The sequence below is a fragment of the Pantoea sp. ME81 genome (assembly GCF_903970985.1).
Classification (GTDB): domain Bacteria; phylum Pseudomonadota; class Gammaproteobacteria; order Enterobacterales; family Enterobacteriaceae; genus Pantoea; species Pantoea communis.
In genome coordinates, this window is sequence record NZ_CAJCKS010000001.1 from 28,653 (window position 1) to 53,805 (window position 25,153).

General features: G+C 54.8%; 24 protein-coding genes. 5 read left to right on the forward strand and 19 right to left on the reverse strand.

Going from position 1 to position 25,153, the window contains the following annotated elements; all coding sequences use genetic code 11:
- Positions 1-36 precede the first annotated feature (36 nt).
- A complete protein-coding gene (mltB, locus tag H7A81_RS00175) occupies positions 37-1,119 on the reverse strand; it encodes a lytic murein transglycosylase B (RefSeq protein WP_034822196.1) in 1,083 nt (360 codons plus the stop codon).
- Positions 1,120-1,467: 348 nt separating this feature from the next.
- On the opposite strand from mltB, the gene mutS reads away from it, so the two are divergent.
- On the forward strand, positions 1,468-4,029 hold the full coding sequence (mutS, locus tag H7A81_RS00180; protein ID WP_370529928.1) for a DNA mismatch repair protein MutS: 2,562 nt from the start codon (positions 1,468-1,470) through the stop codon (positions 4,027-4,029).
- Positions 4,030-4,141: 112 nt separating this feature from the next.
- On the opposite strand, the gene rpoS is transcribed toward mutS, so the two are convergent.
- The 13 genes from rpoS to cysG form a co-directional block, all read right to left on the reverse strand.
- Positions 4,142-5,134 carry an RNA polymerase sigma factor RpoS gene (rpoS, locus tag H7A81_RS00185; protein ID WP_034822992.1) on the reverse strand — a complete coding sequence of 331 codons (993 nt, stop codon included), beginning with the start codon at positions 5,132-5,134 and terminating at the stop codon, positions 4,142-4,144.
- 51 nt (positions 5,135-5,185) lie between these two features.
- Entirely contained in the window at positions 5,186-6,325 is a 1,140-nt protein-coding gene (gene nlpD / locus H7A81_RS00190; protein WP_034822994.1) for a murein hydrolase activator NlpD, read from the reverse strand.
- 166 nt (positions 6,326-6,491) lie between these two features.
- Complete coding sequence (locus H7A81_RS00195; RefSeq protein WP_058961492.1) at positions 6,492-7,118, reverse strand: protein-L-isoaspartate(D-aspartate) O-methyltransferase; 627 nt, start codon at positions 7,116-7,118, stop codon at positions 6,492-6,494.
- On the reverse strand, positions 7,112-7,873 hold the full coding sequence (surE, locus tag H7A81_RS00200) for a 5'/3'-nucleotidase SurE (protein ID WP_097118184.1): 762 nt from the start codon (positions 7,871-7,873) through the stop codon (positions 7,112-7,114). The genes H7A81_RS00195 and surE overlap by 7 nt, the downstream gene beginning before the upstream one ends.
- Positions 7,874-8,090: 217 nt before the next feature.
- Entirely contained in the window at positions 8,091-9,134 is a 1,044-nt protein-coding gene (gene truD, locus H7A81_RS00205) for a tRNA pseudouridine(13) synthase TruD (protein ID WP_182056332.1), read from the reverse strand.
- Positions 9,135-9,136: 2 nt separating this feature from the next.
- Positions 9,137-9,613 carry a 2-C-methyl-D-erythritol 2,4-cyclodiphosphate synthase gene (gene ispF, locus H7A81_RS00210; RefSeq protein ID WP_166932984.1) on the reverse strand — a complete coding sequence of 159 codons (477 nt, stop codon included), beginning with the start codon at positions 9,611-9,613 and terminating at the stop codon, positions 9,137-9,139.
- Positions 9,613-10,329, reverse strand: a complete 717-nt coding sequence (ispD, locus tag H7A81_RS00215) for a 2-C-methyl-D-erythritol 4-phosphate cytidylyltransferase (protein ID WP_058961494.1) — start codon at positions 10,327-10,329, stop codon at positions 9,613-9,615. The genes ispF and ispD overlap by 1 nt, the downstream gene beginning before the upstream one ends.
- Before the next feature lie 3 nt (positions 10,330-10,332).
- Complete coding sequence (gene ftsB, locus H7A81_RS00220) at positions 10,333-10,650, reverse strand: cell division protein FtsB (RefSeq protein ID WP_007893240.1); 318 nt, start codon at positions 10,648-10,650, stop codon at positions 10,333-10,335.
- A gap of 171 nt (positions 10,651-10,821) precedes the next feature.
- Positions 10,822-11,142: a DUF3561 family protein gene (locus tag H7A81_RS00225; RefSeq protein WP_058961495.1), complete on the reverse strand. Its 321-nt coding sequence runs from the start codon at positions 11,140-11,142 to the stop codon at positions 10,822-10,824.
- 56 nt (positions 11,143-11,198) lie between these two features.
- Entirely contained in the window at positions 11,199-11,804 is a 606-nt protein-coding gene (gene cysC / locus H7A81_RS00230; RefSeq protein ID WP_182056335.1) for an adenylyl-sulfate kinase, read from the reverse strand.
- Complete coding sequence (gene cysN / locus H7A81_RS00235; RefSeq protein ID WP_166932946.1) at positions 11,804-13,231, reverse strand: sulfate adenylyltransferase subunit CysN; 1,428 nt, start codon at positions 13,229-13,231, stop codon at positions 11,804-11,806. Before cysN ends, cysC begins: the two co-directional genes overlap by 1 nt.
- A 10-nt stretch (positions 13,232-13,241) precedes the next feature.
- A complete protein-coding gene (cysD, locus tag H7A81_RS00240; protein ID WP_034823008.1) occupies positions 13,242-14,150 on the reverse strand; it encodes a sulfate adenylyltransferase subunit CysD in 909 nt (302 codons plus the stop codon).
- 9 nt (positions 14,151-14,159) lie between these two features.
- Positions 14,160-15,575, reverse strand: coding sequence for a siroheme synthase CysG (gene cysG, locus H7A81_RS00245; RefSeq protein WP_182056337.1), 1,416 nt, complete (start codon positions 15,573-15,575; stop codon positions 14,160-14,162).
- Positions 15,576-15,823: 248 nt separating this feature from the next.
- Here cysG and H7A81_RS00250 point away from each other — a divergent pair, with 248 nt between their 5' ends.
- Together H7A81_RS00250 and H7A81_RS00255 are read left to right on the forward strand one after the other, a co-directional pair.
- A complete protein-coding gene (locus tag H7A81_RS00250; protein WP_182056339.1) occupies positions 15,824-16,843 on the forward strand; it encodes an aminopeptidase in 1,020 nt (339 codons plus the stop codon).
- 9 nt (positions 16,844-16,852) lie between these two features.
- Entirely contained in the window at positions 16,853-17,137 is a 285-nt protein-coding gene (locus tag H7A81_RS00255) for a YciI family protein (RefSeq protein WP_182056341.1), read from the forward strand.
- 100 nt (positions 17,138-17,237) lie between these two features.
- Here H7A81_RS00255 and H7A81_RS00260 read toward each other — a convergent pair whose 3' ends face one another.
- From H7A81_RS00260 to cysJ, 3 genes are read right to left on the reverse strand one after another with little or no spacing between them, the layout of a single operon-like run.
- Positions 17,238-17,972, reverse strand: a complete 735-nt coding sequence (locus tag H7A81_RS00260; protein ID WP_182056342.1) for a phosphoadenylyl-sulfate reductase — start codon at positions 17,970-17,972, stop codon at positions 17,238-17,240.
- On the reverse strand, positions 17,969-19,693 hold the full coding sequence (gene cysI / locus H7A81_RS00265) for an assimilatory sulfite reductase (NADPH) hemoprotein subunit (protein WP_182056344.1): 1,725 nt from the start codon (positions 19,691-19,693) through the stop codon (positions 17,969-17,971). The genes H7A81_RS00260 and cysI overlap by 4 nt, the downstream gene beginning before the upstream one ends.
- Positions 19,693-21,498, reverse strand: coding sequence for an NADPH-dependent assimilatory sulfite reductase flavoprotein subunit (cysJ, locus tag H7A81_RS00270; RefSeq protein WP_182056346.1), 1,806 nt, complete (start codon positions 21,496-21,498; stop codon positions 19,693-19,695). Before cysJ ends, cysI begins: the two co-directional genes overlap by 1 nt.
- 294 nt (positions 21,499-21,792) lie before the next feature.
- On the opposite strand from cysJ, the gene queD reads away from it, so the two are divergent.
- Both queD and H7A81_RS00280 read left to right on the forward strand, forming a co-directional pair.
- On the forward strand, positions 21,793-22,155 hold the full coding sequence (queD, locus tag H7A81_RS00275) for a 6-carboxytetrahydropterin synthase QueD (protein ID WP_176505758.1): 363 nt from the start codon (positions 21,793-21,795) through the stop codon (positions 22,153-22,155).
- Positions 22,156-22,284: 129 nt separating this feature from the next.
- Complete coding sequence (locus tag H7A81_RS00280) at positions 22,285-22,884, forward strand: inorganic diphosphatase (RefSeq protein ID WP_182056348.1); 600 nt, start codon at positions 22,285-22,287, stop codon at positions 22,882-22,884.
- A 142-nt stretch (positions 22,885-23,026) separates the two neighbouring features.
- On the opposite strand, the gene queE is transcribed toward H7A81_RS00280, so the two are convergent.
- A complete protein-coding gene (gene queE / locus H7A81_RS00285) occupies positions 23,027-23,698 on the reverse strand; it encodes a 7-carboxy-7-deazaguanine synthase QueE (RefSeq protein ID WP_182056350.1) in 672 nt (223 codons plus the stop codon).
- A gap of 149 nt (positions 23,699-23,847) precedes the next feature.
- Positions 23,848-25,143, reverse strand: coding sequence for a phosphopyruvate hydratase (eno, locus tag H7A81_RS00290; RefSeq protein WP_034823037.1), 1,296 nt, complete (start codon positions 25,141-25,143; stop codon positions 23,848-23,850).
- Positions 25,144-25,153 lie beyond the last annotated feature (10 nt).

Genomic DNA, 25,153 nt, shown 5'->3' on the forward strand with positions numbered 1-25,153 from the left:
CGCCATCTTATACCCTCACTCTTTATAAGGACAGCATTAAAGCATGTTGCCCTGACGCGCTTTCGCCACTGCCTGACCCAACTGCCATACCGCCATGGCATAGTGTGTGCTGTGGTTATAACGCGTGATGACATAGAAGTTAGGCAGGCCATACCAATATTGATAACTGGTGCCAAGATCAAGGCGCAGCAGACTCGCCTGGTTATTACCATCCAGCGATCCTTGCGGCGTCAGGCCGCTCGCCATCAGCGTATTCACCGGATAAAGCGTTTTAAACCCATTTTCCAGCGCAGGAGCCTGCCCGCTTGCCGGTACGGCAACATTCTGCCCTGCCCGCCAGCCGTGCTCTTTAAAGTAATTTGCTACGCTACCAATCGCATCCACAGGATCCCACAGGTTAATGTGGCCATCACCATTGAAGTCGACCGCATACTCTTTATAGGAAGACGGCATAAACTGACCGTACCCCATTGCACCCGCAAAGGAACCGCGCAGATCCAGCGGATCATCCTGTTCAGTGCGCGCCATTAGCAGGAAGGTTTCCAGTTCGCCGCTGAAGTAGGCCGCGCGACGAGGATAGCTAAAGGATAAGGTGGCCAGCGCATCCAGCAGACGTGTTTTGCCCATCACCCGACCCCAGCGTGTTTCCACGCCAATGATTCCGACAATGATCTCCGGCGGCACACCATAAACCTGCTGAGCGCGTTGCAGCGCGTCCTGATATTGATCCCAGAACGCCACACCATTTTGCACATTATCTGGCGTGATGAATTTATTACGGTAGCGGATCCAGGCGCCGTTTGGCCCCGTCGGAGGCGTGTAGCTTGGTGCTTGTTGATCCATCAGGCGCAGCACGTAATCAAGACGCTTCGCCTGGCCAATCACGGCGTGCAGTTGATCACGGTTAAAACCGTGTTTTGCCACCATTTGATCAATAAACTGCTCAGCCGCTGGATTCCCTGCGAAATCACCAAACATCGGCTGAACGGCGTGTGAAGGTTCCAGTAAAAAACCACCTTTTGGTGCAGGCACAACGGCGGTTTGCTGCTGGGTTGCAGGCTTACTGCTGCAGGCAGCAAGCAAGGCGATAAGTGGAAGAAAAGCAACCTTAAAACGCATTAGATATCCATAAGCCAGATGAAACCGGAAGCCAACATGGTAATCGTTCATCAAAGCGGGATACAGAGCAATATCTTAAATTTACGCCGCTATTCCCTGGTTTCAGTGGGTTGCAGCGAAAATTTGCGGAACAGCTCCACACTTTATCTTTATCGCCCAATTTTACTTTTTACTGCTTATCGCAATTTGTTAAGGTCGGCAGCCAGAATCCATTGCAGCCAGATGATGCGCGCAGGGCAAAATGTTAATATCTGCGCCTTGGTTATCCGTCTGTGAGATAACGCACCACACTGGCCTGCTCATATCGGGCAACCATGATTGAACGAGTGAATTTTGAGCGAAAACGAGATGAAAGGAGCAGCGCAAATGGACTTTACTGGCCACACGCCCATGATGCAGCAATACCTGCGCCTGAAGGCTGACCATCCCGAAATCCTGCTGTTTTATCGCATGGGCGATTTTTACGAGCTGTTCTACGACGACGCCAGGCGAGCCTCACAACTGCTGGAGATTTCACTCACGAAACGCGGCGCGTCAGCGGGTGAACCCATCCCGATGGCGGGCGTGCCCTATCATGCTGTTGAAGGTTATCTGGCAAAACTGGTCCAGCTCGGTGAATCCGTGGCGATCTGCGAACAGATTGGCGACCCGGCACTGAGCAAAGGACCGGTTGAGCGTAAAGTCGTGCGCATTGTGACGCCAGGCACCATCAGTGATGAAGCGCTGCTGCAGGAGCGTCAGGACAACTTACTGGCGGCCATCTTCCAGAGCCAGCGCGGGTTTGGTTATGCCACCCTCGATATCAGCTCGGGGCGTTTTCGCCTGAGCGAACCTGTCGACCAGGAGACCATGGCGGCAGAACTCCAGCGCACTAATCCTGCTGAACTGCTCTATCCCGAAGATTTCCAGGCCATGGCGCTGATCGATCAGCGTCGTGGTCTGCGCCGTCGTCCGCTATGGGAATATGAAATCGACACCGCACGCCAGCAATTAAACCTGCAATTCGGCACGCGTGATCTTAGCGGCTTTGGTGTTGAACAGGCTCATCTGGCGCTACGCGCTGCGGGTTGTCTGCTTCAATATGTTAAGGATACCCAACGCACCTCCCTGCCACATATTCGCTCGTTAAGTATGGAGCGCCAGCAGGACAGCGTAATCATGGATGCAGCCACTCGCCGCAACCTGGAAATCACGCAAAACCTGGCCGGGGGCACCGAAAATACCCTGGCGGCAGTGTTGGATAAAACCGTTACCCCGATGGGCAGCCGTATGCTGAAGCGCTGGCTGCATATGCCGCTGCGCGATGTCACCACCATCAGTCGTCGCCAGGAATCGATTGCCGAACTGCAATCTCTGAGTGAAGCATTACAGCCGGTACTGCGCCAGGTGGGCGATTTGGAACGCATCCTGGCGCGTCTGGCACTGCGCACCGCGCGCCCGCGTGATTTAGCTCGCATGCGGCATGCATTCCAGCAGCTGCCGGAGTTGAACCAGCAGCTGGAAGGTGTCGAGGCGACTCAGCTTGTCAATCTGCGTTCGCAGATGGGTGAATTTACTGAATTGCGCGAGCTGCTGGAACTAGCCGTCATTGAATCCCCTCCCGTGCTGGTGCGTGACGGGGGTGTGATTGCGCCCGGCTATAACGCTGAATTAGATGAATGGCGTGCGCTGGCCGACGGTGCCACTGATTATCTCGACCGCCTGGAAATTCGCGAACGAGAGAAGCTAGGGCTGGATACTTTAAAGGTGGGTTTTAACGCAATTCATGGTTACTACATTCAGGTCAGCCGCGGCCAAAGCCACCTGGTGCCGATTCACTATGTCCGCCGCCAGACCCTGAAGAACGCCGAGCGCTACATCATTCCTGAATTGAAAGAGTATGAAGACAAAGTACTGACCTCAAAAGGCAAAGCGCTGGCGCTGGAAAAAGGCCTGTACGAAGCGTTACTCGATCAGTTGCTGCCACATCTTGAAGCACTGCAGATCAGTGCCGCGGCGCTGGCTGAACTGGATGTGTTGGCTAACCTGGCAGAACGCGCCTGGACACTGAATTACTGCCGCCCGGTACTGCAGGAAAAAGCCGGTATCCGCATCACCGCGGGTCGCCACCCTGTCGTGGAGCAGGTTCTGAAAGAGCCGTTTATTGCTAACCCGCTATCGCTGTCAAATCAACGCCGCATGTTGATCATCACCGGTCCGAATATGGGCGGTAAGAGTACTTACATGCGTCAGACTGCATTGATCGCGCTGATGGCGTGGATTGGCAGCTATGTGCCAGCCGAAGAAACCATAATGGGCCCTATCGATCGTATCTTTACTCGTGTCGGTGCGGCTGATGACCTGGCTTCTGGGCGTTCAACTTTTATGGTTGAGATGACGGAAACGGCCAATATCCTGCATAACGCCACGGAGAACAGCCTGGTGTTGATGGATGAAATCGGTCGCGGCACATCGACCTACGATGGGCTGTCGCTGGCATGGGCTTGTGCGGAGAGCCTGGCAAACCGCATCAAAGCGATGACACTGTTTGCCACCCACTACTTCGAACTTACGACCCTGCCGGAAAAAATGGAAGGCGTAGTGAATGTGCATCTTGATGCCATGGAGCATGGCGATACCATTGCATTTATGCACAGCGTACAAGATGGTGCAGCCAGCAAAAGCTATGGTTTAGCAGTTGCTGCATTAGCGGGTGTGCCGAAAGACGTGATCAAACGTGCGCGCAACAAGTTGAAAGAGCTGGAAGCGCTCTCCGGCAGTTCTGCGGCATCCACTGTAGAAGGTTCGCAAATGCAGCTGCTGGTGGCAGAAACATCGCCAGCCGTAGACGCACTGGAAGCGTTGGACCCTGATAGTCTTACGCCAAAACAGGCGCTGGAGTGGATTTACCGCCTTAAAACATTGGTCTAGTTCAATTTTAATGAGCGGCGGGTAATGACGCCGCTCATTAGCGTAACGGCCTGATAACGCACATAAAAAAACGGTGACCCAAGGGTCACCGTTTTTTATTGCCGGTTACGGCTTATTCGCGAAACAGTGCTTCAATGTTGAGGCCCTGAGTCTGCAGGATTTCACGCAGACGGCGCAGACCTTCAACCTGAATCTGACGGACGCGCTCACGGGTCAACCCGATCTCACGGCCCACATCTTCCAGCGTTGCCGCTTCATAGCCTAACAGGCCGAAACGACGCGCCAGCACTTCACGCTGCTTGGCATTCAATTCAAACAACCACTTAACGATGCTTTGTTTCATATCATCGTCCTGCGTGGTGTCTTCCGGGCCGTTGTCTTTTTCATCGGCCAGGATATCCAGCAGCGCTTTTTCGGAATCTCCACCCAGCGGTGTGTCAACCGAGGTAATACGCTCGTTGAGACGCAGCATACGGCTTACATCATCAACCGGCTTGTCTAACTGCTCGGCAATCTCTTCAGCACTCGGCTCATGGTCAAGCTTATGCGAAAGTTCGCGCGCGGTACGCAGATAAACATTCAACTCTTTAACGATGTGGATCGGCAGACGAATAGTACGGGTTTGATTCATGATCGCCCGTTCAATAGTCTGACGAATCCACCAGGTGGCATAGGTTGAGAAACGGAACCCACGTTCTGGGTCAAACTTCTCCACGGCACGAATCAGGCCGAGATTACCCTCTTCAATCAGATCCAGCAGTGCCAGACCACGATTGCTATAACGACGGGCAATTTTCACCACCAGGCGTAAATTACTTTCAATCATGCGGCGGCGAGAAGGAATGTCACCACGTAGTGCACGACGAGCGAAGAACACTTCTTCTTCTGCTGTCAGTAGTGGAGAGTAACCGATCTCACCAAGGTAAAGCTGCGTCGCATCCAAAACGCGTTGCGTCGCACCCTGTGACAACAGCTCTTCTTCAGCTACTTCGTTATCACCAGGTTCGTTCTCAACGAGAGCCTTCTCATCAAAAACCTCAGCTCCGTTCTCCTCGAATTCCGCATCTTCATGTAACTCGTTAACTTTCAGCGTATTCTGGTTCATAAGCGGCTCCTACCCGTGATCCAAGGGCAGAACACCTAAGGTTCTGCCGGATTATCGCTGCGGTAAATAACGCAACGGGTTTACGGATTTCCCCTTGTAACGAATTTCAAAATGTAATCTTACCGAACTGGTTCCGGTACTACCCATGGTAGCGATTTTTTGCCCCGCCTTAACTTCCTGTTGTTCCCGGACCAGCATGGAATCGTTATGGGCGTAAGCACTCAGATAATCATCATTGTGTTTGATGATGATTAAATTACCGTACCCACGGAGCGCGTTGCCTGCGTATACCACCCTTCCTGAAGCAGTGGCGACAACAGGTTGTCCACGCGAACCGGCGATATCGATCCCTTTGTTTCCGCCTTCCGCAGCGGAGAAGTTATCGATGATCTTCCCATCAGTCGGCCAACGCCAGCTTCCCACTGGGGTTGTGCTGTTAGTCGTGCTGCTGACTGTAGGTGGTGCGGTAACCGGAGCTGTGGTCGTTGCCACATTATTTGCCCCTTTCGACGGCAGCATTTTACCGCCTGTCGAACCCGAATCATCAGAATACGTAATAACAGGTTGCTGTGCAACAGGGGCCGATTTAATTTGCGTTTGGTTGGATGCCACCGGCACGCCGCCCTGTGTCGCATCCGCTGCGGTTATCGCATTGCCACCGGTGATGGTCTGGCCATTACCGTTGCCAACCTGCAGGACTTGCCCCGCTTCCAGGCCATACGGGGCCGGGACGTTATTGCGTTGCGCCAGATCGCGGAAGTCATTGCCGGTAATCCAGGCAATGTAGAACAGGGTATCTCCACGTTTAACGGTGTAAGTCTCACCACCGTAACTACCTTTAGGAATATTCCCATAATTACGGTTGTACACGATACGACCATTTTGCGTGACAACATTATTATTGCCACTAACCATTCCCCCGGAGGGTGCAGCTGATGGTGTACCGCCGCTTAACATTCCGCCGTGTGGCATAGCTGGTACGGTACTGTTCTGCGATGAGAGCATGCCACCGCTGCTCGGTGAGGAGGTCATGCCGCCGCCAGAGGACATCATACCGCTGTCGCCACCGCCGCCAATCTGGCTAATCGGAGCCTGCGTGTTGTCGCCTGAGCTACAACCCGCCAGCCAAAAACCTACCAGTGAAAGTGCCGCCAAACGGCGTAATTGAAATACTGTGCTTCCCGTGCTCATTGATCCCCCGTTATGGCAATCCTGGATGTAACTGTGTCGTGGTTGTGACCGCATTATTCACTGCGCAACAGGCGGAATACGGTCTTTCACATTGATTAACAAGGATAGTAACAATATCAACTGCGCCATGCCATGTAACAGTTGTGAAGATTTACGTAGCAATGGCTCAGGCCAGATCGCCCTGAACTAACGGCACAAAGCGGACGGGTTCGATGATTTCTTCAATTAATTCACCACCCTGACGACGCAAACGCTTTAAAACCTGCTGATCTTCGCCGACTGGCAGCACCATTTTGCCACCCTCACCTAATTGCGCTATCAGCGCAGTCGGAATTTCAGGGGGTGCAGCGGTGACAATGATGGCATCAAACGGGCCACGTGCGGCCCAACCTTGCCAACCGTCACCATGACGAGTCGAAATATTGTGCAGGTCGAGTTGCTTAAGGCGACGCTTAGCCTGCCATTGCAACCCTTTAATGCGTTCAACGGAATAAACGTGATTGACCAGATGGGCCAGAATAGCGGTCTGATAGCCTGAACCGGTGCCGATTTCCAGCACGCGCGATTCCGGGTTCAGTTCAAGTAACGCGGTCATCCGCGCTACCATGTAGGGCTGTGAAATCGTCTGCCCACTGCCAATCGGCAGCGCAACGTTTTCCCAGGCTTTATGCTCAAACGCCTCATCGATAAAGCGTTCACGCGGGACATCAGCGATGGCTTTTAACAGGTGCTCATCGTGAATGCCCTGCGCACGCAGTTGCTCTAACAGCGTTTCGATGCGCCGGTTCACCATGCGAGATTTACCTCAGCCTCGATCAACCAGTCGCTTAATACTTCCTGCGCCGCATGTGCCGTAAGATCGACATGCAATGCCGTCAGCGACACGTAACCTGCATCTACCGCAGCGAAATCGGTGTCGGGGCCCGCATCCAGTTTGTCCCCCGGCGGGCCAATCCAGTACAGGGTATGGCCGCGCGGATCTTCCGTGCAAATCACCTGATCGGCCGGATGGCGGCTGCCACAACGCGTCACACGGAAACCTTTGATTTCCGCTAGCGGTAGATCAGGCACATTGATGTTCAGGATACGCCCGGTGCGCAGCGGTGCGCGGGACAACGCACGCAGCAGCGTGCAGGTCACCGCCGCCGCGGTGGCATAGTGTTGATGACCGTTGAGTGAAACCGCCAGCGCAGGCAGTCCAAGATGACGCCCTTCCATCGCAGCGGCCACGGTGCCAGAGTAAATCACGTCATCACCCAGATTCGGGCCAGCGTTGATGCCTGAAACCACAATGTCCGGACGCGGTTGCATCAGTTTGTTAACCCCAAGAAACACGCAATCCGTTGGCGTGCCCATCTGTACAGCGATGTCACCATTCTCATGGGTAAAAGTCCGCAGCGGGGTTTCTAACGTCAGAGAATTTGATGCGCCACTTCGATTGCGATCGGGCGCGACAACCTGCACCTCCGCAAACTCACGCAGTGCGCGAGCCAGCGTCTGAATGCCGGGGGCATGAATTCCATCGTCGTTGCTGAGCAATATCCGCATCTGTTCCTGACCTTTGTTCATTCAACGGGCCCTCAACTCGCCAGGCATCCGCTGTTGGGGTGCCGCACAAACAAGATTTGGCGAGACGAAGATGTTTGCATTCTAGCGGTGAGGCGCGGGAAGTGGTAGGCGTAAATCACGGAACTTCCGGCGTTTGCCGCAACATTAGGCAGCCGGAGCAGATATTTACCCGGCGTTGAGGCCGGGTAAAGTGGGGTTATTCATCGCTGATAGGCGCAGCGGCACCGTTACTCAGCAGTTCGCGCACCACGCTGGTGGCGAAACTCCCGGCTGGCAGCCAGAACTGCATCTCCAGCGTGACGTCATCCCACCAGTTCCAGCGCAGATCTTTTGGCACCACCAGCATGGCGCGGCGTGCCGCATCAACGCGCTCACGCTCCAGCAGCGCCAGCAAATCCGCAGCCGGTGCCAGATTAGCCTGCTCAAAGGCCAGCGCGTCACCCTGGGTGCCCAGATCACCTCGCCCGGCAAGCGGCGCGGTGATGCGCAGTTCATGATGATTCACACGCTGCTGCAATTCCGCCAGCTCTTCCGCCTGCGCCACAAACCAACTGCCGCGACCGGCCAGCTGCAGTGCATCACCCGCTTGTACCTGATCCAACACGCCATCACGCTGCAAACGCGCACTGGTGACCTGATTAAACAGTTGGCTGCGCGCAGCAGACAGCAAAATACCTTTCATGCTGCGATCGCGCGGGCGGAACTTATCTTCTGCCCACAATTTTGCCTGCGTCAGGTTATTGCCGCCGCGGCCAAAGCGTTGTTCACCAAAGTAGTTAGGCACGCCGTTTTGCTGGATTTGCTGCAAGCGCGCTTCCACTTCTGCGCGATCCGAAATCTGACGCACAACCAAACGGAACGCATTACCTGCTAGCGCGCCAGTGCGCAATTTGCGCTTATGGCGGATCACCTGCAGAATTTCCACGCCTTCCAGCTGGAAACCGGCCAAATTCGGCATCGCGTTACCCGGCACGCGGAAACACAGCGTCTGCTCAGTCACCGCATGGCGGTCTTTCATCCCGGCATAGCTCATATCACGTTGATGCACGCCGAGGAATTTCGCGATAGCTTCGGCGACAAAGCGTGTATTGCAGCCTATCTTGCGGATGCGCACCAGCACCTGCTCGCCTTCGCCATCATAGGGATAGCCGAGGTCTTCAATTACCACGAAATCTTCGGGATTGGCCTTGATCACGCCGGTGGCGCTCGGAACGCCGTGCAGGTAAAGCAGTTCACTCATACTTAATCGGCCTTCACCAGCAGCGCCACGGCTTCACAGGCAATGCCTTCGCCACGGCCGGTAAAGCCAAGCTTCTCAGTCGTGGTCGCTTTGACGTTGACATCATCCATATGGCAACCGAGATCTTCAGCGATGTTGACGCGCATCTGCGGCACATGCGGCAGCATTTTCGGCGCTTGCGCGATGATGGTCACGTCGACATTACCAATGCGATAACCTTTCTGCTGAATACGACGCCAGGCTTCACGCAGCAAGCCACGGCTGTCCGCCCCTTTGAAGGCGGGATCGGTGTCCGGGAATAGCTTGCCGATATCGCCCATCGCCATCGCGCCGAGCAGCGCATCCGTTAATGCATGCAGTGCCACATCGCCATCTGAATGGGCAATAAAACCGTGTTCGAAGGGAATACGCACCCCGCCAATCACTAACGGACCTTCGCCGCCAAAAGCGTGAACGTCAAAACCGTGACCGATACGCATCATGCGCTCTCCTTTAACTGAATCTGGGTGAGATAGAAGGCCGCCAGCGCCAGGTCTTCTGGCCGCGTCACCTTAATGTTGTCGCTGCGTCCGCTGACGAGCTCTGGATGATAGCCGCAGTATTCCAGCGCCGACGCTTCATCGGTAATGGTAGCGCCTTCATGGAGTGCACGCGTTAAACACGCCGTCAGCAGTTGATGCGGGAAAAATTGTGGCGTGAGTGCGTGCCAGAGATCTTCGCGTTCAACGGTATGCGCAATCGCCGTTTTGCGAGGTTCAGCACGCTTCATGGTGTCACGCACCGGTGCCGCCAGAATCGCACCCACTTTGCTGTGCTCACGAACTGCCAGCAGGCGTGCCAGATCATCCGGGTGCAAGCATGGCCGCGCGGCATCGTGCACCAGTACCCATTCGCTATGCTTAATCGCCTGCAAACCTGCCAGCACCGACTCAGCACGCGTGTCGCCACCTGTCACGCGCAGTACGCGTGAATCCTGCGCCAGTGGCAGCGAATCAAACCAGCCATCATCAGGACTGATGGGCACGATCACTTGTTTAACGGCTGGATGAGCCAGCAAGCGCGCAACGCTGTGTTCAAGAAGGGTAAATTGACCAATGGTCAGATACTGTTTTGGGCAGGCAGCCTGCATACGGCTGCCCACGCCTGCGGCAGGCACCACGGCAATCACATCCGCAAGGGAAGAGAGGTTGTTCATGGTTTATCGTTGTTGATTTTGCGCAGCTTGTTGCGCGTTACGTTTATTCTGGTCTGGCACCAGACGATAGAAAGTCTCACCGGGCTTAATCATACCCAGTTCATTACGTGCACGTTCCTCAATTGCTTCTGAACCGCCATTGAGGTCATCAATTTCGGCAAACAACTGATCGTTACGTGCTTTGAGTTTGGCGTTATTCGCCTGTTGCGACGCGACGTCTTCATTGACGCGCGTATAGTCATGAATACCGTTCTTACCCAGCCACAAGGAATATTGGAGCCATCCCAGCAGCACGAGCAACAGTAACGTCAGTTTTCCCATCCCCGCCCCCTGAAAAACGGCCTAATCATCCCATAACTTCGCACAGGACTCCACAGCGACAGCGAAAATGCCAGCAGCAGACGATTGTCTGTACAAAAAACGGCAAGGCTAAAAGCGGGACGGCAGGTAAAGTTTTGTAACCTGCCGATGCGTTTGCACATCAGGATCGGACTACCAACCCGAGAGAAATGAGAACAGCAACCAGAACAGGCACACCACCACGATGGCGGTGATCACCCCACTCCAGAACAGGCGTCCGCGAATCATTAAGCTCAGTACGATACCAATCAGCACCGATACCGGTAGCAGCGCCAAAAAGAACGGCCAGGTGTAGAGGAAGAAGAATAGCGTGTTGGAACCGTAGAGCATGAACGGAATCGCCAGCGCGCACCAGTACGAGAGAAAGCCAATCACGCCGCCCGGCAGTGATGAGCGGGACTCATCCGGGGTGCGTTCATCTTTGCGTGCCAGCATGGGGGTAACGTTCTGCATAGAGATCCTGTTGACGCTAAAAAGCGGCAAACCAATCGAGATTTGCCGCTGTCGGTTCAGGATCTGATGATATCGCGGTGACGCAGGAGGTCTAACAATTGGGCGGTCAAGTTTGTAACTAATTGTTCGCCATCAAGATGGATTTCAGGCGCGTCTGGCGCCTCATAAACGCTGTCGATACCGGTAAAATTACGCAGCTCACCGGCGCGCGCTTTTTTATACAAACCTTTGGGGTCACGCGCTTCACACACGGCCAGCGGCGTATCGACAAACACTTCGACAAATTGCCCGGCGCCGAGCAAATCACGCACCATCTGACGCTCCGTGCGATGCGGCGAAATAAAGGCAGTTAATACCACTAAACCGGCATCCACCATCAGTTTCGCCACTTCTCCCACGCGCCGGATGTTCTCTTTGCGATCGTCATCGCTGAAGCCGAGGTCACGGCACAGGCCGTGACGCACGTTATCGCCATCCAGCAGATAGGTGCTGACGCCCGCGCGATGCAGCGCCTGCTCCAGCGCACCGGCCACCGTGGATTTACCCGAGCCTGATAGCCCGGTAAACCACAGCACCACGCCCTGATGGCCGTGCTGCTGTTCCCGCTCTTCACGCGTTACCGGATGATCGTGCCACACCACGTTTTCGTCGTGTTGGGCCATTACTTGCCACCCAGCAGATCGCGTGCATTCCAGTGTGGGAAGTGACGACGCACCAGCGCATTCAACTCCAGCTCGAATTCACTGAACTGGCCAGCCTGCCCACGCACATCACTCAGCGGCTGATTGATCATCCCCGCACCGACCGTGACATTGCTCAGGCGATCGATAAAGATCATGCCGCCTGTGACCGGGTTCTGGCGATAGGCATCCAGTACCATCGGCTCATCAAACGTGATCTCGACTAAGCCGATGCCGTTCAGCGGCAGACTTTCCACCGCACGTTTCTCCAGCGTGTTGATCTCCACCTGATGAATGATCTTTTCCACGCGGCCACGCGCTTTCTTACCGGCGATCTTCACTTCATAGCTCTGACCCGGCTGCAGCGGCTGTTCTGCCATCCACACCACGTCAACAGTGGCAGACTGCACCGCCTGCAACTCTGCAGCCGCATCCACCAGCAGATCGCCACGGCTGATGTCGATCTCATCTTTCAGCACTAGCGTAATCGCTTCACCCGCTGCTGCTTCCTGCAGATCGCCATCGAAAGTGACGATACGTGAAACCGAAGACTCGACGCCTGAAGGCAACACTTTCACGCGCTGTCCGACCTGCACCGTACCGGAGGCCAGCGTACCAGCATAACCACGGAAATCGAGATTTGGACGGTTCACATACTGCACCGGGAAACGCATTGGCTGATGATCCACCACGCGGTTCAGCTCCACGGTCTCCAGCACGTCAAGCAGGGTTGGGCCGCTGTACCATGGCATGGTCACACTTGGCGTCGCCACGTTATCGCCTTCCAGCGCAGACATAGGCACAAAGCGAATATCCAGATCTTCAGGGAGCTGGCCAGCAAAATCGAGGTAAGACTGTTTGATCTGTTCAAACGTCTCCTGTTTATACTCCACCAAATCCATCTTGTTGATGGCGACCACCAGGTGTTTGATACCCAGCAGCGTAGAGATAAAGCTGTGACGACGCGTCTGATCCAGCACGCCTTTACGCGCATCGATCAGCAGAATCGCCAGATCACAAGTGGATGCGCCGGTCGCCATGTTGCGGGTGTACTGCTCGTGTCCCGGCGTGTCGGCGATGATAAATTTGCGCTTCTCGGTGGAGAAGTAGCGATATGCCACGTCGATGGTGATGCCCTGCTCACGCTCGGCCTGCAAGCCATCCACCAGCAGCGCCAGATCGAGTTTCTCGCCCTGGGTGCCATGACGCTTGCTGTCGTTGTGCAGCGAAGAGAGCTGATCTTCATAAATCTGACGGGTATCGTGCAGCAGGCGACCAATCAGCGTACTTTTGCCGTCGTCGACGCTACCGCAGGTCAGGAAACGCAGCAGGCTTTTGTGTTGTTGCGCGGTCAGCCAGGCTTCTACGCCGCCCTGATCGGCAATCTGTTGTGCAATTACGGTATTCATCTGCGTCTCCTTAGAAATAACCCTGACGTTTCTTCATTTCCATCGAACCGGCCTGGTCGCGGTCAATCACACGGCCCTGGCGTTCACTGGTGGTGGAGACCAGCATCTCTTCAATAATTTCCGGCAGCGTTTGCGCTTCGGATTCCACCGCACCGGTCAGCGGCCAGCAGCCGAGGGTACGGAAACGCACCATGCGCTGTTTGATCACTTCGCCAGGCTGCAGATCAATGCGATCGTCATCAATCATCATCAGCATGCCATCACGCTCCAGCACCGGACGCGGTGCCGCAAGGTATAGCGGAACGATCTCGATGTTTTCCAGGAAGATGTACTGCCAGATATCCAGCTCGGTCCAGTTGGAGAGCGGGAACACGCGGATGCTTTCGCCTTTGTTGATCTGGCCGTTGTAGTTATGCCAAAGCTCTGGACGCTGATTTTTCGGATCCCAACGATGGAAACGGTCACGGAACGAGTAAATACGCTCTTTGGCGCGTGACTTCTCTTCGTCACGACGCGCACCACCGAAAGCGGCATCAAACCCGTACTTATTCAGCGCCTGCTTCAGGCCCTCGGTTTTCATGATGTCGGTGTGTTTGGCGCTACCGTGGACAAACGGATTGATGCCCATCGCCACGCCTTCCGGGTTGCGGTGAACCAGCAGTTCCGCGCCCATGTTTTTCACGGTGCGATCGCGAAACTCATACATCTCACGGAATTTCCAGCCGGTATCAACGTGCAGCAGCGGAAATGGCAGCGTGCCAGGATAGAAGGCCTTACGCGCCAGATGCAGCATTACCGAGGAGTCTTTACCGATGGAGTACATCATCACCGGATTGCTGAACTCGGCCGCCACCTCGCGGATGATATGGATACTCTCTGCCTCCAGCTGGCGCAGATGAGTAAGACGATTTTGGTCCATAATTTTTCCTCAAGCCAAATTGACAACGGCGGACTCACGAGCCCCCTGCTGTGCCGAATGTTGGAACCAGGCTAATTGCCCGTGCAAATTCACCACTTCCCCCACCACAATCAGGGCCGGTGTGGGCGCGGCAACCGCCAGCGCCTCAAGCTGATCTAAGGTACCGGTCAGCACTTGTTGATTCTGACGCGTGCCGCAGCCAATGACGGCTACCGGCGTTGATGCCGCGCGTCCATGTTTGATAAGGCCCGCCGCAATTTCTGCCGCTTTCAACGTGCCCATATAAATCGCTAAGGTCTGACGCGCACGCGCCAGCGTCGGCCAGTCAATGCCCTCGCTATCACTGCGTAAGTGGCCGGTGACAAACAGCACGCTCTGCGCGTGATCGCGATGGGTTAACGGAATCCCGGCATAAGCAGTGGCTCCCGCTGCCGCAGTAATGCCCGGCACCACCTGGAAAGGAATGCCCGCCGCTTTCGCCGCCTGCAGCTCTTCGCCGCCGCGACCAAAGATGAACGGATCGCCGCCTTTCAAACGCACCACGCGCTTGCCCTGCTGCGCCAGCTCAACCAGCATCGCATTGGTCTCTTCCTGGGATACGGAGTGTGCTCCAGCACGCTTGCCGACGCAGATGCGGTCAGCATCACGGCGCACCAGCTCCAGCACTTCGTCACTCACCAGATGGTCATACAGCACCACATCCGCCAGCTGCATCACCTGCAGGCCGCGCAGCGTCAGTAAACCGCTGTCACCCGGACCGGCACCCACCAGCGTGATTTCACCCTGATTGTCGCTGTCATTCTCTAACTCGCGATCCAGTGTGCGTTCTGCTTCGTTGACGTTACCGGCCGACATCTGGCTGGCGAACAAACCGTTAAATGCCCGCTCCCAAAAACGACGACGTTCCGACATGCTGTGATAGCGCTGTTTAACTTTGTCACGCCACTGTCCTGCCACTTCAGCCATCTGACCGAGATTAGCAGGTAACAGCGACTCAATTTTTTCACGTAGTAAGCGGGCCAGCACTGGCGCCGTACCACTAGAGGAGATCGCCACCACCAACGGGGAGCGATCGACAATAGAGGGGAAGATAAAACTGCACTTGGGCTGATCGTCGACAACGTTGACCAGCTTGTGGCGGGCATTGGCGGCGTCAAAGACTTGCGCATTGAGCGCGTTATCGTCAGTGGCAGCGATGACTAAAAAGACGCCATCCAGCTGAACCGGATCGAAGTGATGTGCAATCCACTCGATGGCGTCGATTTCCAGCAGCGCCTGCAACTCATGGCCAAGGTCGCGCGCCGCTACCCGCACGCGCGCACCGGCACGTCGCAGCAGTTCGATTTTACGCGCCGCGATTTCACCACCGCCAACAACCAGCACTGGACGGTTTTTGAGATCGGCAAAGAGAGGCAGATAATCCACGTTAACCTTGTTAGTTTTACAATAAGTTAACGCGACTATACTTTCCCACCTTCTGGCAGATGAAATTACGAATTGGCATTAGTAGTTACCGAATGGAATAACGCCCCAGGATTGCTGATAACAATTTGTGCTTAACAGATGATATTGCTGGTGTTTCGGAGCAATTCAAATTGTGCAATCGCGGTCACAGTTTCATACTAATCCAGAATTTTTTTAGCCTGACGGGATGTCACAAAAGGACCTTAACTATGTTTGCCACCCTCCGCCGCACCGTGCTGGCTGCACTGATCGCGGGCGGTTTGCCTCTCTTTGCCCAAGCCGCAACCTATGCGCCGGGGCATTTTGCCGAACAGCAGCTGCGCCATATCGCCACCTATTTCCCTGGCCGTATGAGCGGCAGCCCTGCTGAGCTGATGACGGCCGATTATCTGCAACAGCAATTCACCGAGCTGGGTTACAAGAGTAATACCCGCCAGTTCAATACCAGCTACAACTGGTTAGAGCGCAAGGGTGAAACCCGCGCACGTAAAGTCTCCGCCACGTCGGTGATCGCCGCGCGCAGCGGTGCGGTGCCGCAAGAGATCCTGATCGTCACGCATCTCGACACCTGGACGCCACTCAGCCGTCATGAAGCGGATAACAATCTGTGCGGCCTGCGTTTACAAGGTGTGGACGACAATGCGTCCGGTCTGGGTGTGATGCTGGAACTGGCGCAACAGCTGAGTAAAACCCCACTGCATTATGGCGTGCGCTTTGTCGCGCTTAGCGCTGGTGAAGCCGGGCTGCACGGGATGGATGACTACCTGTCGCGGATGAGTGCGCAGGAGAAAAAGAACACGCTGCTGGTGATTGATCTCAACAGTCTGATCGTCGGCGATCACCTCTATTTTAACAGTGGCGCCAATACGCCCTCAGCGGTACGCAAGCAGACCAGCGCGCGCGCCGTGCAGCTCGCGCATCGCTACGGTATTTCCGCCGCCAGCCACACGCTGACAGCCCGTGACTATCCGGGCGTGAATCCGTTTGATAAAGCCGGCATGCCGCTGCTGGATGTCACCGCCGCCAACTGGGCGCTGGGTAATAAAGATGGACAGCAGCAACGGGCGCACAGCAGCCACTTCCCGGAGGGCAACGTACGCCACCAGACGGACCGCGATAACCTCAATTATCTGGATCGCTGGCTACCGGGCCGGATTACGCAACGCACGCGTGATAGCGTGAAGATCTTACTGCCGCTGGTCACTGAGCTGGCTAACCCAACAACTTGAGGATTTGCGATGTACGTGGTGTATCTCAACTATTTCCGTCCGGCAGAAGAAGCCGACGCGCTGCTGGCGCCACACATGGAGTGGCTGGATCGTTACTTTGACAGTGGTGACTTCATTGCCGCAGGCCGTAAAGATCCGCGCACCGGCGGCATGGTGCTGGTGAAAGAGATGGATCGCGCCCGTTTGGATACTATCCTCGCGGAAGATCCTTTTGTCGCGGTGGCGCATTATGACGTGACCAAAGTGAACGTGACGCGTGCAGCGGAGGCGTTTGAAGGGTTAAAAGGGATTTAAAGGACAATTGGGTCGCGGCACGATTTATCGTGCACCTGCCAGCGTTAGAGGCGCTGCAGGGAGGCGCGATAGATCACGCCGCAACCCTTTTATTGATGCATCAACCTTCGTGCAATCCACACTCGCGCTTCAGGCCAAAGAAGCGTGTCTCTTCTTCTGCCATGCCCGGTTCCCACTTTTGGGTGGTGTGCGTATCGCCCACTGACAAATAGCCTTCATCCCACAGCGGATGATACTTGAGGCCATGTTGTTTCAGGTACTGGTGCACCTGACGGTTATCCCAGTCAATGATCGGCAGAATCTTGAACACACCGCGCTGTACCGCCAGCACAGGCAAACTGGCGCGGCTGCCTGACTGATCACGGCGTAGACCCGCAAACCAGGTCTGCGCACCCAGGGTTTGCAGCGCGCGATTCATCGGTTCGACCTTGTTGATTTGGTTGTACTGCTCAATCCCCTCGACGCCCTGCTCCCACAGTTTGCCGTAGCGCGCTTCCTGCCATGCTGGAGAAGTCTCAGCACGGAAGATTTGCAGATTGAGATTGAGCTTCTCAGTCAACTCATCAATAAAGCGGTAAGTTTCCGGGAACAGATAGCCGGTATCGGTCAGGATCACCGGCGTATCCGGTTTCTGCTGCGTCACCATATGCAGCAGAACCGCCGCCTGAATACCAAAGCTGGAGGACAGCACGAACGCGCCCGGCATATTCTCCAGCGCCCAGCTCACGCGTTGCTCAGCGGAGAGTTTCTCCAGCAGCACGTTGCTTTCGGCCAGTGCCATGATGCGATCGACTTTGCTGCCACTATTCAGTGCTGCGAGATCAAGTACCGTCATACTGCCTCCGAGTCCCAAAAATCACGGGCGGGATCCACCACGGCTTTAATGATGCCAGCGCGAATCACGAAGTCACCGAAGCCTTCATCGGCCTGACGCTCGGTTGCCCAGCGCGCCACCAGCTCATCGATGCTGGCCAGAATTTCGCCTTCGTTGATGTTCTCGCGGTACATACGCGGAATGCGTGTCCCAATACGGTTGCCGCCAATGTGTAAGTTGTAGCGACCTGGTGCTTTACCCACCAGACCCAACTCTGCCAGCAAAGCACGGCCACAGCCGTTCGGGCAACCGGTAACGCGTAGCACGATGTGCTCTTCACCGACGCCGTGCTTATGCATGATCTCTTCAACCTTGGTGACAAACGAAGGCAGGAAGCGTTCGGCTTCGGCCATCGCTAATGGGCAGGTTGGGAAGGCCACGCAGGCCATGGAGTTTTCACGCTGTGGCGTGACCGCTTCCATCAAACCGTGTTCACGGGCGATGGCTTCGATCTGTGCTTTTTGCTTCTCTGGCACACCGGCTACGATCAGGTTTTGGTTGGCGGTTAAACGGAAATCACCCTGATGGATTTTCGCGATTTCAGCGATGCCGCGCTTCAACGGACGTCCCGGATAATCCAGCAGACGACCATTTTCGATGAACAGCGTCAGATGCCATTTTTTATCGATACCTTTCACCCAACCCACGCGATCGCCACGGGTCGTGAACGCATAAGGCCGAATCGGTTCAAACGTCAGGCCTGCACGCTTTTCCACTTCCGCTTTGAAGGTTTCGACGCCAACACGCTCCAGCGTGTATTTGGTTTTGGCGTTTTTACGATCGGTACGGTTACCCCAGTCGCGCTGGGTGGTCACTACCGCAGCCGCCACATCAAGGATCTTCTCTACCGGCAGGAAGCCAAACTCACTCGCAGTACGCGCATAAGTCGCTTTATTACCGTGGTCAATCGACAACCCACCGCCAACCAACAGGTTAAAGCCAATCAGCTTGCCGTTCTCAGCAATGGCGATAAAGTTCAGGTCATTCGCATGCAGGTCGACATCGTTATGCGGTGGCACCACCACGGTAGTTTTGAACTTACGCGGCAGATAGGTTTCGCCCAGAATCGGTTCTTTATCCGTGGTAGCAACCTTCTCTTTATCCCACCAAATCTCAGCGTATGCGCGGGTTTGCGGCAGCAGGTGCTCGGAGAGCTTTTTCGCCCACTCGTAGGCTTCCTGATGCAGTTCCGACTCGACTGGATTCGAAGTGCACAGCACGTTTCGGTTCACGTCGTTGGCGGTCGCCAGCGCGTCGAGACCCACTTCATGCAGCATTTGGTGCGTCGGCTTCACGTTCTTTTTCAGAATGCCGTGGAACTGGAAGGTCTGACGGTTAGTCAGACGGATGCTGCCATAAATGGTTTTATCGGTCGCAAACTTATCAATCGCCAGCCATTGCGTTGGCGTGATAATCCCGCCCGGCAGACGGCAACGCAGCATCATCGCGTGGCGCGGCTCAAGTTTCTGCGCCGCACGCTCCGCACGAATATCGCGGTCGTCCTGCTGGTACATGCCGTGGAAACGGATCAGCAGGAAATTATCGCCACTGAAGCCGCCGGTCAGGCCATCATCGAGATCCTCGAGAATGGTGCCGCGCAGGTAGTTACTCTGTTTTTTCAAACGCTCGGCGTCGGTCAGCTTGCCTTCAACGACCAGCGGTCCAGGATGTTTTTCGCTCATTAGTAAACGTCTCGCTGATAACGGCGCTCAATGCGCAGCTCACTTAAAAATTCGTCAGCCGTTTCACGATCCATGCCGCCGTGTTCGACCACCACATCCAGTAATGCCTGCTCAACGTCTTTCGCCATGCGATTAGCGTCGCCGCAGACGTAAAGGTGCGCGCCTTCTTCAATCCAGCGCCACACTTCCGCCCCTTTGGCGCGGATTTTATCTTGTACGTATATTTTCTCAGCCTGGTCACGTGACCACGCTAAATCAATGTTGGTCAGCAAGCCGTCTTTGACGTATTTCTGCCATTCCACCTGATAGAGGAAATCATCGGTGAAGTGTGGGTTACCAAAGAACAGCCAGTTTTTGCCGCCTGCGCCATCGTTATCACGCTGCTGCATAAAGGAGCGGAACGGCGCGATACCGGTGCCTGGGCCGACCATGATCACTGGCGTTTCCGGATTTGCCGGCAAGCGGAAGTTGTCGTTGTGTTCGATAAACACGCGGATGTCGCCGTCTTCTTCGATGCGATCCGCCAGCCAGGTTGACGCACCGCCGCCGCGCTGACGACCATCAATCTCATAACGCACCGCACCGACAGTAATATGTACTTCGGTATCCGTTTCCGCTTGCGATGAAGCAATCGAATAGAGGCGCGGTGTTAAAGGACGCAACAGGCCAGTGAGCTGTTCTGCATTGAGTTCAGTCGGTGCCTGACGCACCATATCGACAATCGGGAAGCTCTGCGCATAGCTCTGTAATTTCGGCTTATCACCCGACAGCGCCAGCAGCGCATCATTGCGTGACAGCGCAGCATACTGTTCAACGATCTGCGGCGTGTTCACCGTCAACTCATAATGCTTTTGCAAGGCTTCTGCGAGCGGCAGGTTTTCACCGTTAACATCAACCGGCTCATCGCCCTTCAGCCACACCAGTTGCAGCAGTTCCTGTACCAGTTCCGCGTCGTTTTCAAACCATACGCCCAGCGCATCGCCGGGCTGATAGCGCAATCCAGAATCGCCCAGATCGATTTCGATATGGCGAACATCTTTATCCGAATCGCGACCGGTGATTTTTTGATTAGCGGCAAAGCTGGCGGTCAGTGGCGCTTCTTTGGTGTATGGGCTGCTGTGGATGTCGTTCACCACGCCGGATGCCGTCACGGCGGCAACCACCGAGGATTCACTCGGCACGCGTGCTTTTAGAATCTCGGTCAGCTGTTGACGCCAGGCCGTAGCCTGCTCTTTGTACTCCACGTCAGCATCAACACGATCCAGCAGACGTTCTGCGCCCAGTTCCGCCAGACGCTCATCAAAGTCTTTACCGGCTTTGCTGAAGAATTCGTATGAGGTGTCACCAAGACCAAACACCGCAAACGCGGAGCCAGCCGCAAATTTCGGCGCCTTCTTCGACAGCAGGAATTTGTGCAGCGCTACGGCTTCTTCCGGTGGCTCACCTTCACCTTGCGTCGAAGTGACCACGACCAGCAATTTCTCCTGGCCGATCTGCTTAAACTTGTAGTCACCGGCGTTGACCAGATTAACGCTTAATTTGGCGGCCAGCAGATCATCGCGCAGCTGTTCTGCCAGGCGACGAGCATTACCGGTTTGTGACGCGGAAATCAGCGTGATGGTTGGCACTTCTGCCTGAACCGGTGCAGGTGCAGCAACGGCGCCCGGCGTCTGATTGACCATGCCCCAGAAGTAGCCGGAAAGCCAGGCCATCTGCGTGGTGTTGAAATCCGTGGTCGCTGCCTGTAAGCGCGCGAGTTGCTCCGGATTAAGCGGGAGCATTGAACCTGGTGCCTGAGTCGTCATCGCGTTAAAAATTCCAGTGTCTGAAGTCCGGACCGATAAATGGCGGAAGAGTGGGTAGGTTACCGGGCTGTATATTAACGATTAAATACGCCTTCGACATAATTAATAACCAAAATGACTAAGTGGTTTTTCGGGTAATGTTAATCGGCAAAAGTGGTAAATAAAGTCGCCTTTATTCAATACGTTAATCAACATGTTGCGGTATAGGCGTGCGCAAAATGCCCTTTTCATCGTAAGCGGGTGCGAAAAATCTGTGATTCAGGTAGAATTCGGCGGTTTTTAAGTCTGAGAGCCATTATGTCTACCACGCTGTTTAAAGAGTTCCAGTTCGAATCTGCCCACCGTCTGCCGCATGTGCCTGAAGGGCATAAATGCGGTCGTCTGCATGGCCATTCGTTCCTGGTGCGATTAGAAATTACCGGTGAAGTGGATGCGCATACCGGTTGGGTCATGGATTTTGCCGAACTGAAGGCGGCGTTTATGCCGATTTATGATCGTCTCGATCATCACTATCTGAATGATATTCCAGGCCTGGAAAATCCAACCAGCGAAGTGCTGGCAAAATGGATTTGGGATCAGATGAAACCGATCCTGCCAGAACTGAGTGCAGTGATGATCAAGGAAACCTGTACCGCAGGTTGTACTTATAAAGGTTAATCACTGTTGACGGGCTGCCGCTGTGCAGCCTGACTTTCAGCTATACGCTTCTTTACGTTCACTTCATCTCCTTGTCATCCGCCCCCTCTACGTTGTTGTCTCCTTCATTAAAGATCAAGAGAATCAACAATGAACTTCGTTAAACGCCTTTCTGTTATTGCTTTGCTGGTTTCCGCCTCTGCCGCCGTTCAGGCGCAAAACGTCCTCGATTTTCCGCAGCCTGAAAAAGTACCGGATGAGTTCTATGCCGTGACTGAAATTCCGGCGGGCGGGATGATTAAATATGAAACCGACGCGAAAACCGGTTTTATCGTGGCCGACCGTTTCCAGTCGATGCCGGTTGCCTATCCGGCAAACTACGGCTCACTGACCCAATCACTGGGCGGTGATGGCGATCCGCTGGATGTGATCTTCTACACCCGCGCGCCACTGCAACCGGGCACACTGATCAAACTGCGCCCGATTGGCGTGCTGAAAATGATTGATGGTGGCGAAGTGGACGACAAGATTGTTGCGGTACCAACCAGCAAAATCGACCCAACCTATGACGGCATCAAAGAGATGAAAGACCTGCCGAAAATGGAGCAGGAGCGTCTGGAAGCCTTCTTCCGCGTGTATAAGCAGTTGCCAGATGGCCGTAAGAAAGTTGAGCTGAATGGTTTTGAAGATGCGGCGAAAGCTAAGGCTGAGATCAAACAGGCCTTCGACGCGTATAAAGCAAAGCAATAAAACCTAAGCATGCGTCGGCGGGGTAATGGAAAAAGTCGCTATCCATATCGTTTAGCCGGTGCGGTAATGAACAGGGTCGCCATCAATGGCGACCCTTCAAACAGGTTTGAGTCAGGTGCCGCAGGGATGCACACCTGATGAATCAGGCGATATTCAGATACTTATGTGTCTGCATCGAAAGGCGCCAGTTACGCGCAATGCAGGTCTCAATGCACAGTTTGGTGGCGGCATCGCCACGACTGATCGGTTGCAGCGCCACAATGCGCTTCTTGTCATCATGCAGACCCGCCAGCAGCACATCTAACGCTTCGACATCACGCTCACGCGCCACCGGATGTTTAATCTCATCGGCACGCTGCAACGCTTGAGGCAGCACATCGTAACCACCGCGCATATTGACCTTCGGTGAGACCGTCACCCAGGTGCTGTCAGAACAGTGCACTTCATGTGTACCGCTGGTCTCAATCTGGCACTCAAATCCGGCCGCTTCCAACGCCTCGGTCAACGGGCGCAAATCAAAAATAGCCGGTTCACCGCCAGTGATCACCACATGGCGCGCGGTCCAGCCCTGACGTTGAATGGTCTCGATCAGCATTGCCGCATCGGCACTGCCCCAGGCGTCACTTTCTACGGTCTTTATCAGAATGTCGCCCAGCGATGTCTCCCGATTGGCCAGCTTTTCCCAGGTATGTTTGGTATCACACCAGCTACAGCCCACCGGACATCCCTGTAAGCGGATGAACAGCGCCGGAACACCGGTGTAAAAACCTTCACCCTGCAGGGTCTGGAACATTTCGTTAATCGGGTAGAACATTTTTCACTCACGTCTAAAATTCGAGGCGGGGATTATGGCAGATTTTCGCCGTGTGTTCACAGCTGCTTCGTGTCAAAAAAACAAAAGCCCCGCACGAGGCGGGGCTTTATCAGCGATGATGCGGCCCATCAGGCCACATCAACAGACCCTTACTGGCCTTTAACTTCTTTCAGACCGTTGAACGGAGCTTTGTCGCCCAGCGCTTCTTCGATACGAATCAGCTGGTTGTACTTAGCAACACGGTCAGAACGGCTCATAGAACCGGTTTTGATCTGGCCTGCTGCAGTACCGACCGCCAGGTCAGCGATGGTCGCATCTTCAGTTTCACCTGAACGGTGTGAAATCACCGCGGTGTAACCTGCATCTTTTGCCATCTTGATTGCAGCCAGAGTTTCGGTCAGAGAACCGATCTGGTTGAATTTGATCAGGATGGAGTTAGCGATACCTTTATCGATACCTTCTTTCAGGATCTTGGTGTTGGTCACGAACAGGTCGTCACCTACCAGCTGAATTTTGTCGCCCAGCACTTTGGTCTGGTAAGCGAAGCCCGCCCAGTCAGACTCGTCCAGACCGTCTTCGATAGAGACGATTGGGTACTGTTTGGTCAGGTCTTCCAGGAAGTGCGTGAACTCTTCAGAGGTGAAAGCTTTGTTGCCTTCGCCAGCCAGCACATATTTGCCGTCTTTGTAGAATTCAGACGCTGCACAGTCCATCGCCAGGGTGATGTCTTTGCCCAGCTCATAGCCTGCTGCTTTTACCGCTTCAGCGATAACAGCCAGCGCTTCGGCGTTAGAACCCAGGTTTGGCGCATAGCCACCTTCGTCACCGACCGCAGTGCTCATGCCTTTGGCTTTCAGCACTTTTGCCAGGTTGTGGAAAACTTCAGAACCCATGCGAATGGCTTCTTTCACGTTTTTCGCGCCAACAGGCTGGATCATGAATTCCTGGATATCAACGTTGTTATCCGCGTGCTCACCACCGTTGATGATGTTCATCATCGGCAGTGGCATAGAGAATTTGCCTGGGGTGCCGTTCAGTTCAGCGATGTGCGCGTACAGTGGCAGGCCTTTAGAAGCCGCAGCCGCTTTTGCCGCAGCCAGCGAAACCGCCAGAATGGCGTTAGCGCCGAAGTTGGATTTGTTCTCAGTACCGTCCAGCTCGATCATGATCTTATCGATGTTCGCCTGGTCTTTGGCATCTTTACCGGTTACCGCTGCAGCGATAGGACCGTTAACAGCGGCAACCGCTTTGGTCACGCCTTTGCCCAGGAAACGAGATTTGTCACCGTCACGCAGCTCCAGTGCTTCGCGAGAACCGGTTGAAGCACCTGATGGCGCTGCAGCCAGACCAACGAAACCGCCTTCCAGATGCACTTCTGCTTCTACAGTCGGGTTGCCACGGGAGTCGATGATTTCGCGACCGATGACTTTTACGATTTTGGACATTCGATTTTCC

Bases quoted from the DNA above. Each gene is read 5' to 3' on its own strand.
- mltB (WP_034822196.1), bottom strand. From the start codon at position 1,119: ATGCGTTTTAAGGTTGCTTTTCTTCCACTTATCGCCTTGCTTGCTGCC.
- mutS (WP_370529928.1), top strand. From the start codon at position 1,468: ATGAAAGGAGCAGCGCAAATGGACTTTACTGGCCACACGCCCATGATG.
- rpoS (WP_034822992.1), bottom strand. From the start codon at position 5,134: ATGAACCAGAATACGCTGAAAGTTAACGAGTTACATGAAGATGCGGAA.
- nlpD (WP_034822994.1), bottom strand. From the start codon at position 6,325: ATGAGCACGGGAAGCACAGTATTTCAATTACGCCGTTTGGCGGCACTT.
- H7A81_RS00195 (WP_058961492.1), bottom strand. From the start codon at position 7,118: ATGGTGAACCGGCGCATCGAAACGCTGTTAGAGCAACTGCGTGCGCAG.
- surE (WP_097118184.1), bottom strand. From the start codon at position 7,873: ATGCGGATATTGCTCAGCAACGACGATGGAATTCATGCCCCCGGCATT.
- truD (WP_182056332.1), bottom strand. From the start codon at position 9,134: ATGAGTGAACTGCTTTACCTGCACGGCGTTCCGAGCGCCACCGGCGTG.
- ispF (WP_166932984.1), bottom strand. From the start codon at position 9,613: ATGCGTATCGGTCACGGTTTTGACGTTCACGCTTTTGGCGGCGAAGGT.
- ispD (WP_058961494.1), bottom strand. From the start codon at position 10,329: ATGAACAACCTCTCTTCCCTTGCGGATGTGATTGCCGTGGTGCCTGCC.
- ftsB (WP_007893240.1), bottom strand. From the start codon at position 10,650: ATGGGAAAACTGACGTTACTGTTGCTCGTGCTGCTGGGATGGCTCCAA.
- H7A81_RS00225 (WP_058961495.1), bottom strand. From the start codon at position 11,142: ATGCAGAACGTTACCCCCATGCTGGCACGCAAAGATGAACGCACCCCG.
- cysC (WP_182056335.1), bottom strand. From the start codon at position 11,804: ATGGCCCAACACGACGAAAACGTGGTGTGGCACGATCATCCGGTAACG.
- cysN (WP_166932946.1), bottom strand. From the start codon at position 13,231: ATGAATACCGTAATTGCACAACAGATTGCCGATCAGGGCGGCGTAGAA.
- cysD (WP_034823008.1), bottom strand. From the start codon at position 14,150: ATGGACCAAAATCGTCTTACTCATCTGCGCCAGCTGGAGGCAGAGAGT.
- H7A81_RS00250 (WP_182056339.1), top strand. From the start codon at position 15,824: ATGTTTGCCACCCTCCGCCGCACCGTGCTGGCTGCACTGATCGCGGGC.
- H7A81_RS00255 (WP_182056341.1), top strand. From the start codon at position 16,853: ATGTACGTGGTGTATCTCAACTATTTCCGTCCGGCAGAAGAAGCCGAC.
- H7A81_RS00260 (WP_182056342.1), bottom strand. From the start codon at position 17,972: ATGACGGTACTTGATCTCGCAGCACTGAATAGTGGCAGCAAAGTCGAT.
- cysI (WP_182056344.1), bottom strand. From the start codon at position 19,693: ATGAGCGAAAAACATCCTGGACCGCTGGTCGTTGAAGGCAAGCTGACC.
- cysJ (WP_182056346.1), bottom strand. From the start codon at position 21,498: ATGACGACTCAGGCACCAGGTTCAATGCTCCCGCTTAATCCGGAGCAA.
- H7A81_RS00280 (WP_182056348.1), top strand. From the start codon at position 22,285: ATGAACTTCGTTAAACGCCTTTCTGTTATTGCTTTGCTGGTTTCCGCC.
- queE (WP_182056350.1), bottom strand. From the start codon at position 23,698: ATGTTCTACCCGATTAACGAAATGTTCCAGACCCTGCAGGGTGAAGGT.
- eno (WP_034823037.1), bottom strand. From the start codon at position 25,143: ATGTCCAAAATCGTAAAAGTCATCGGTCGCGAAATCATCGACTCCCGT.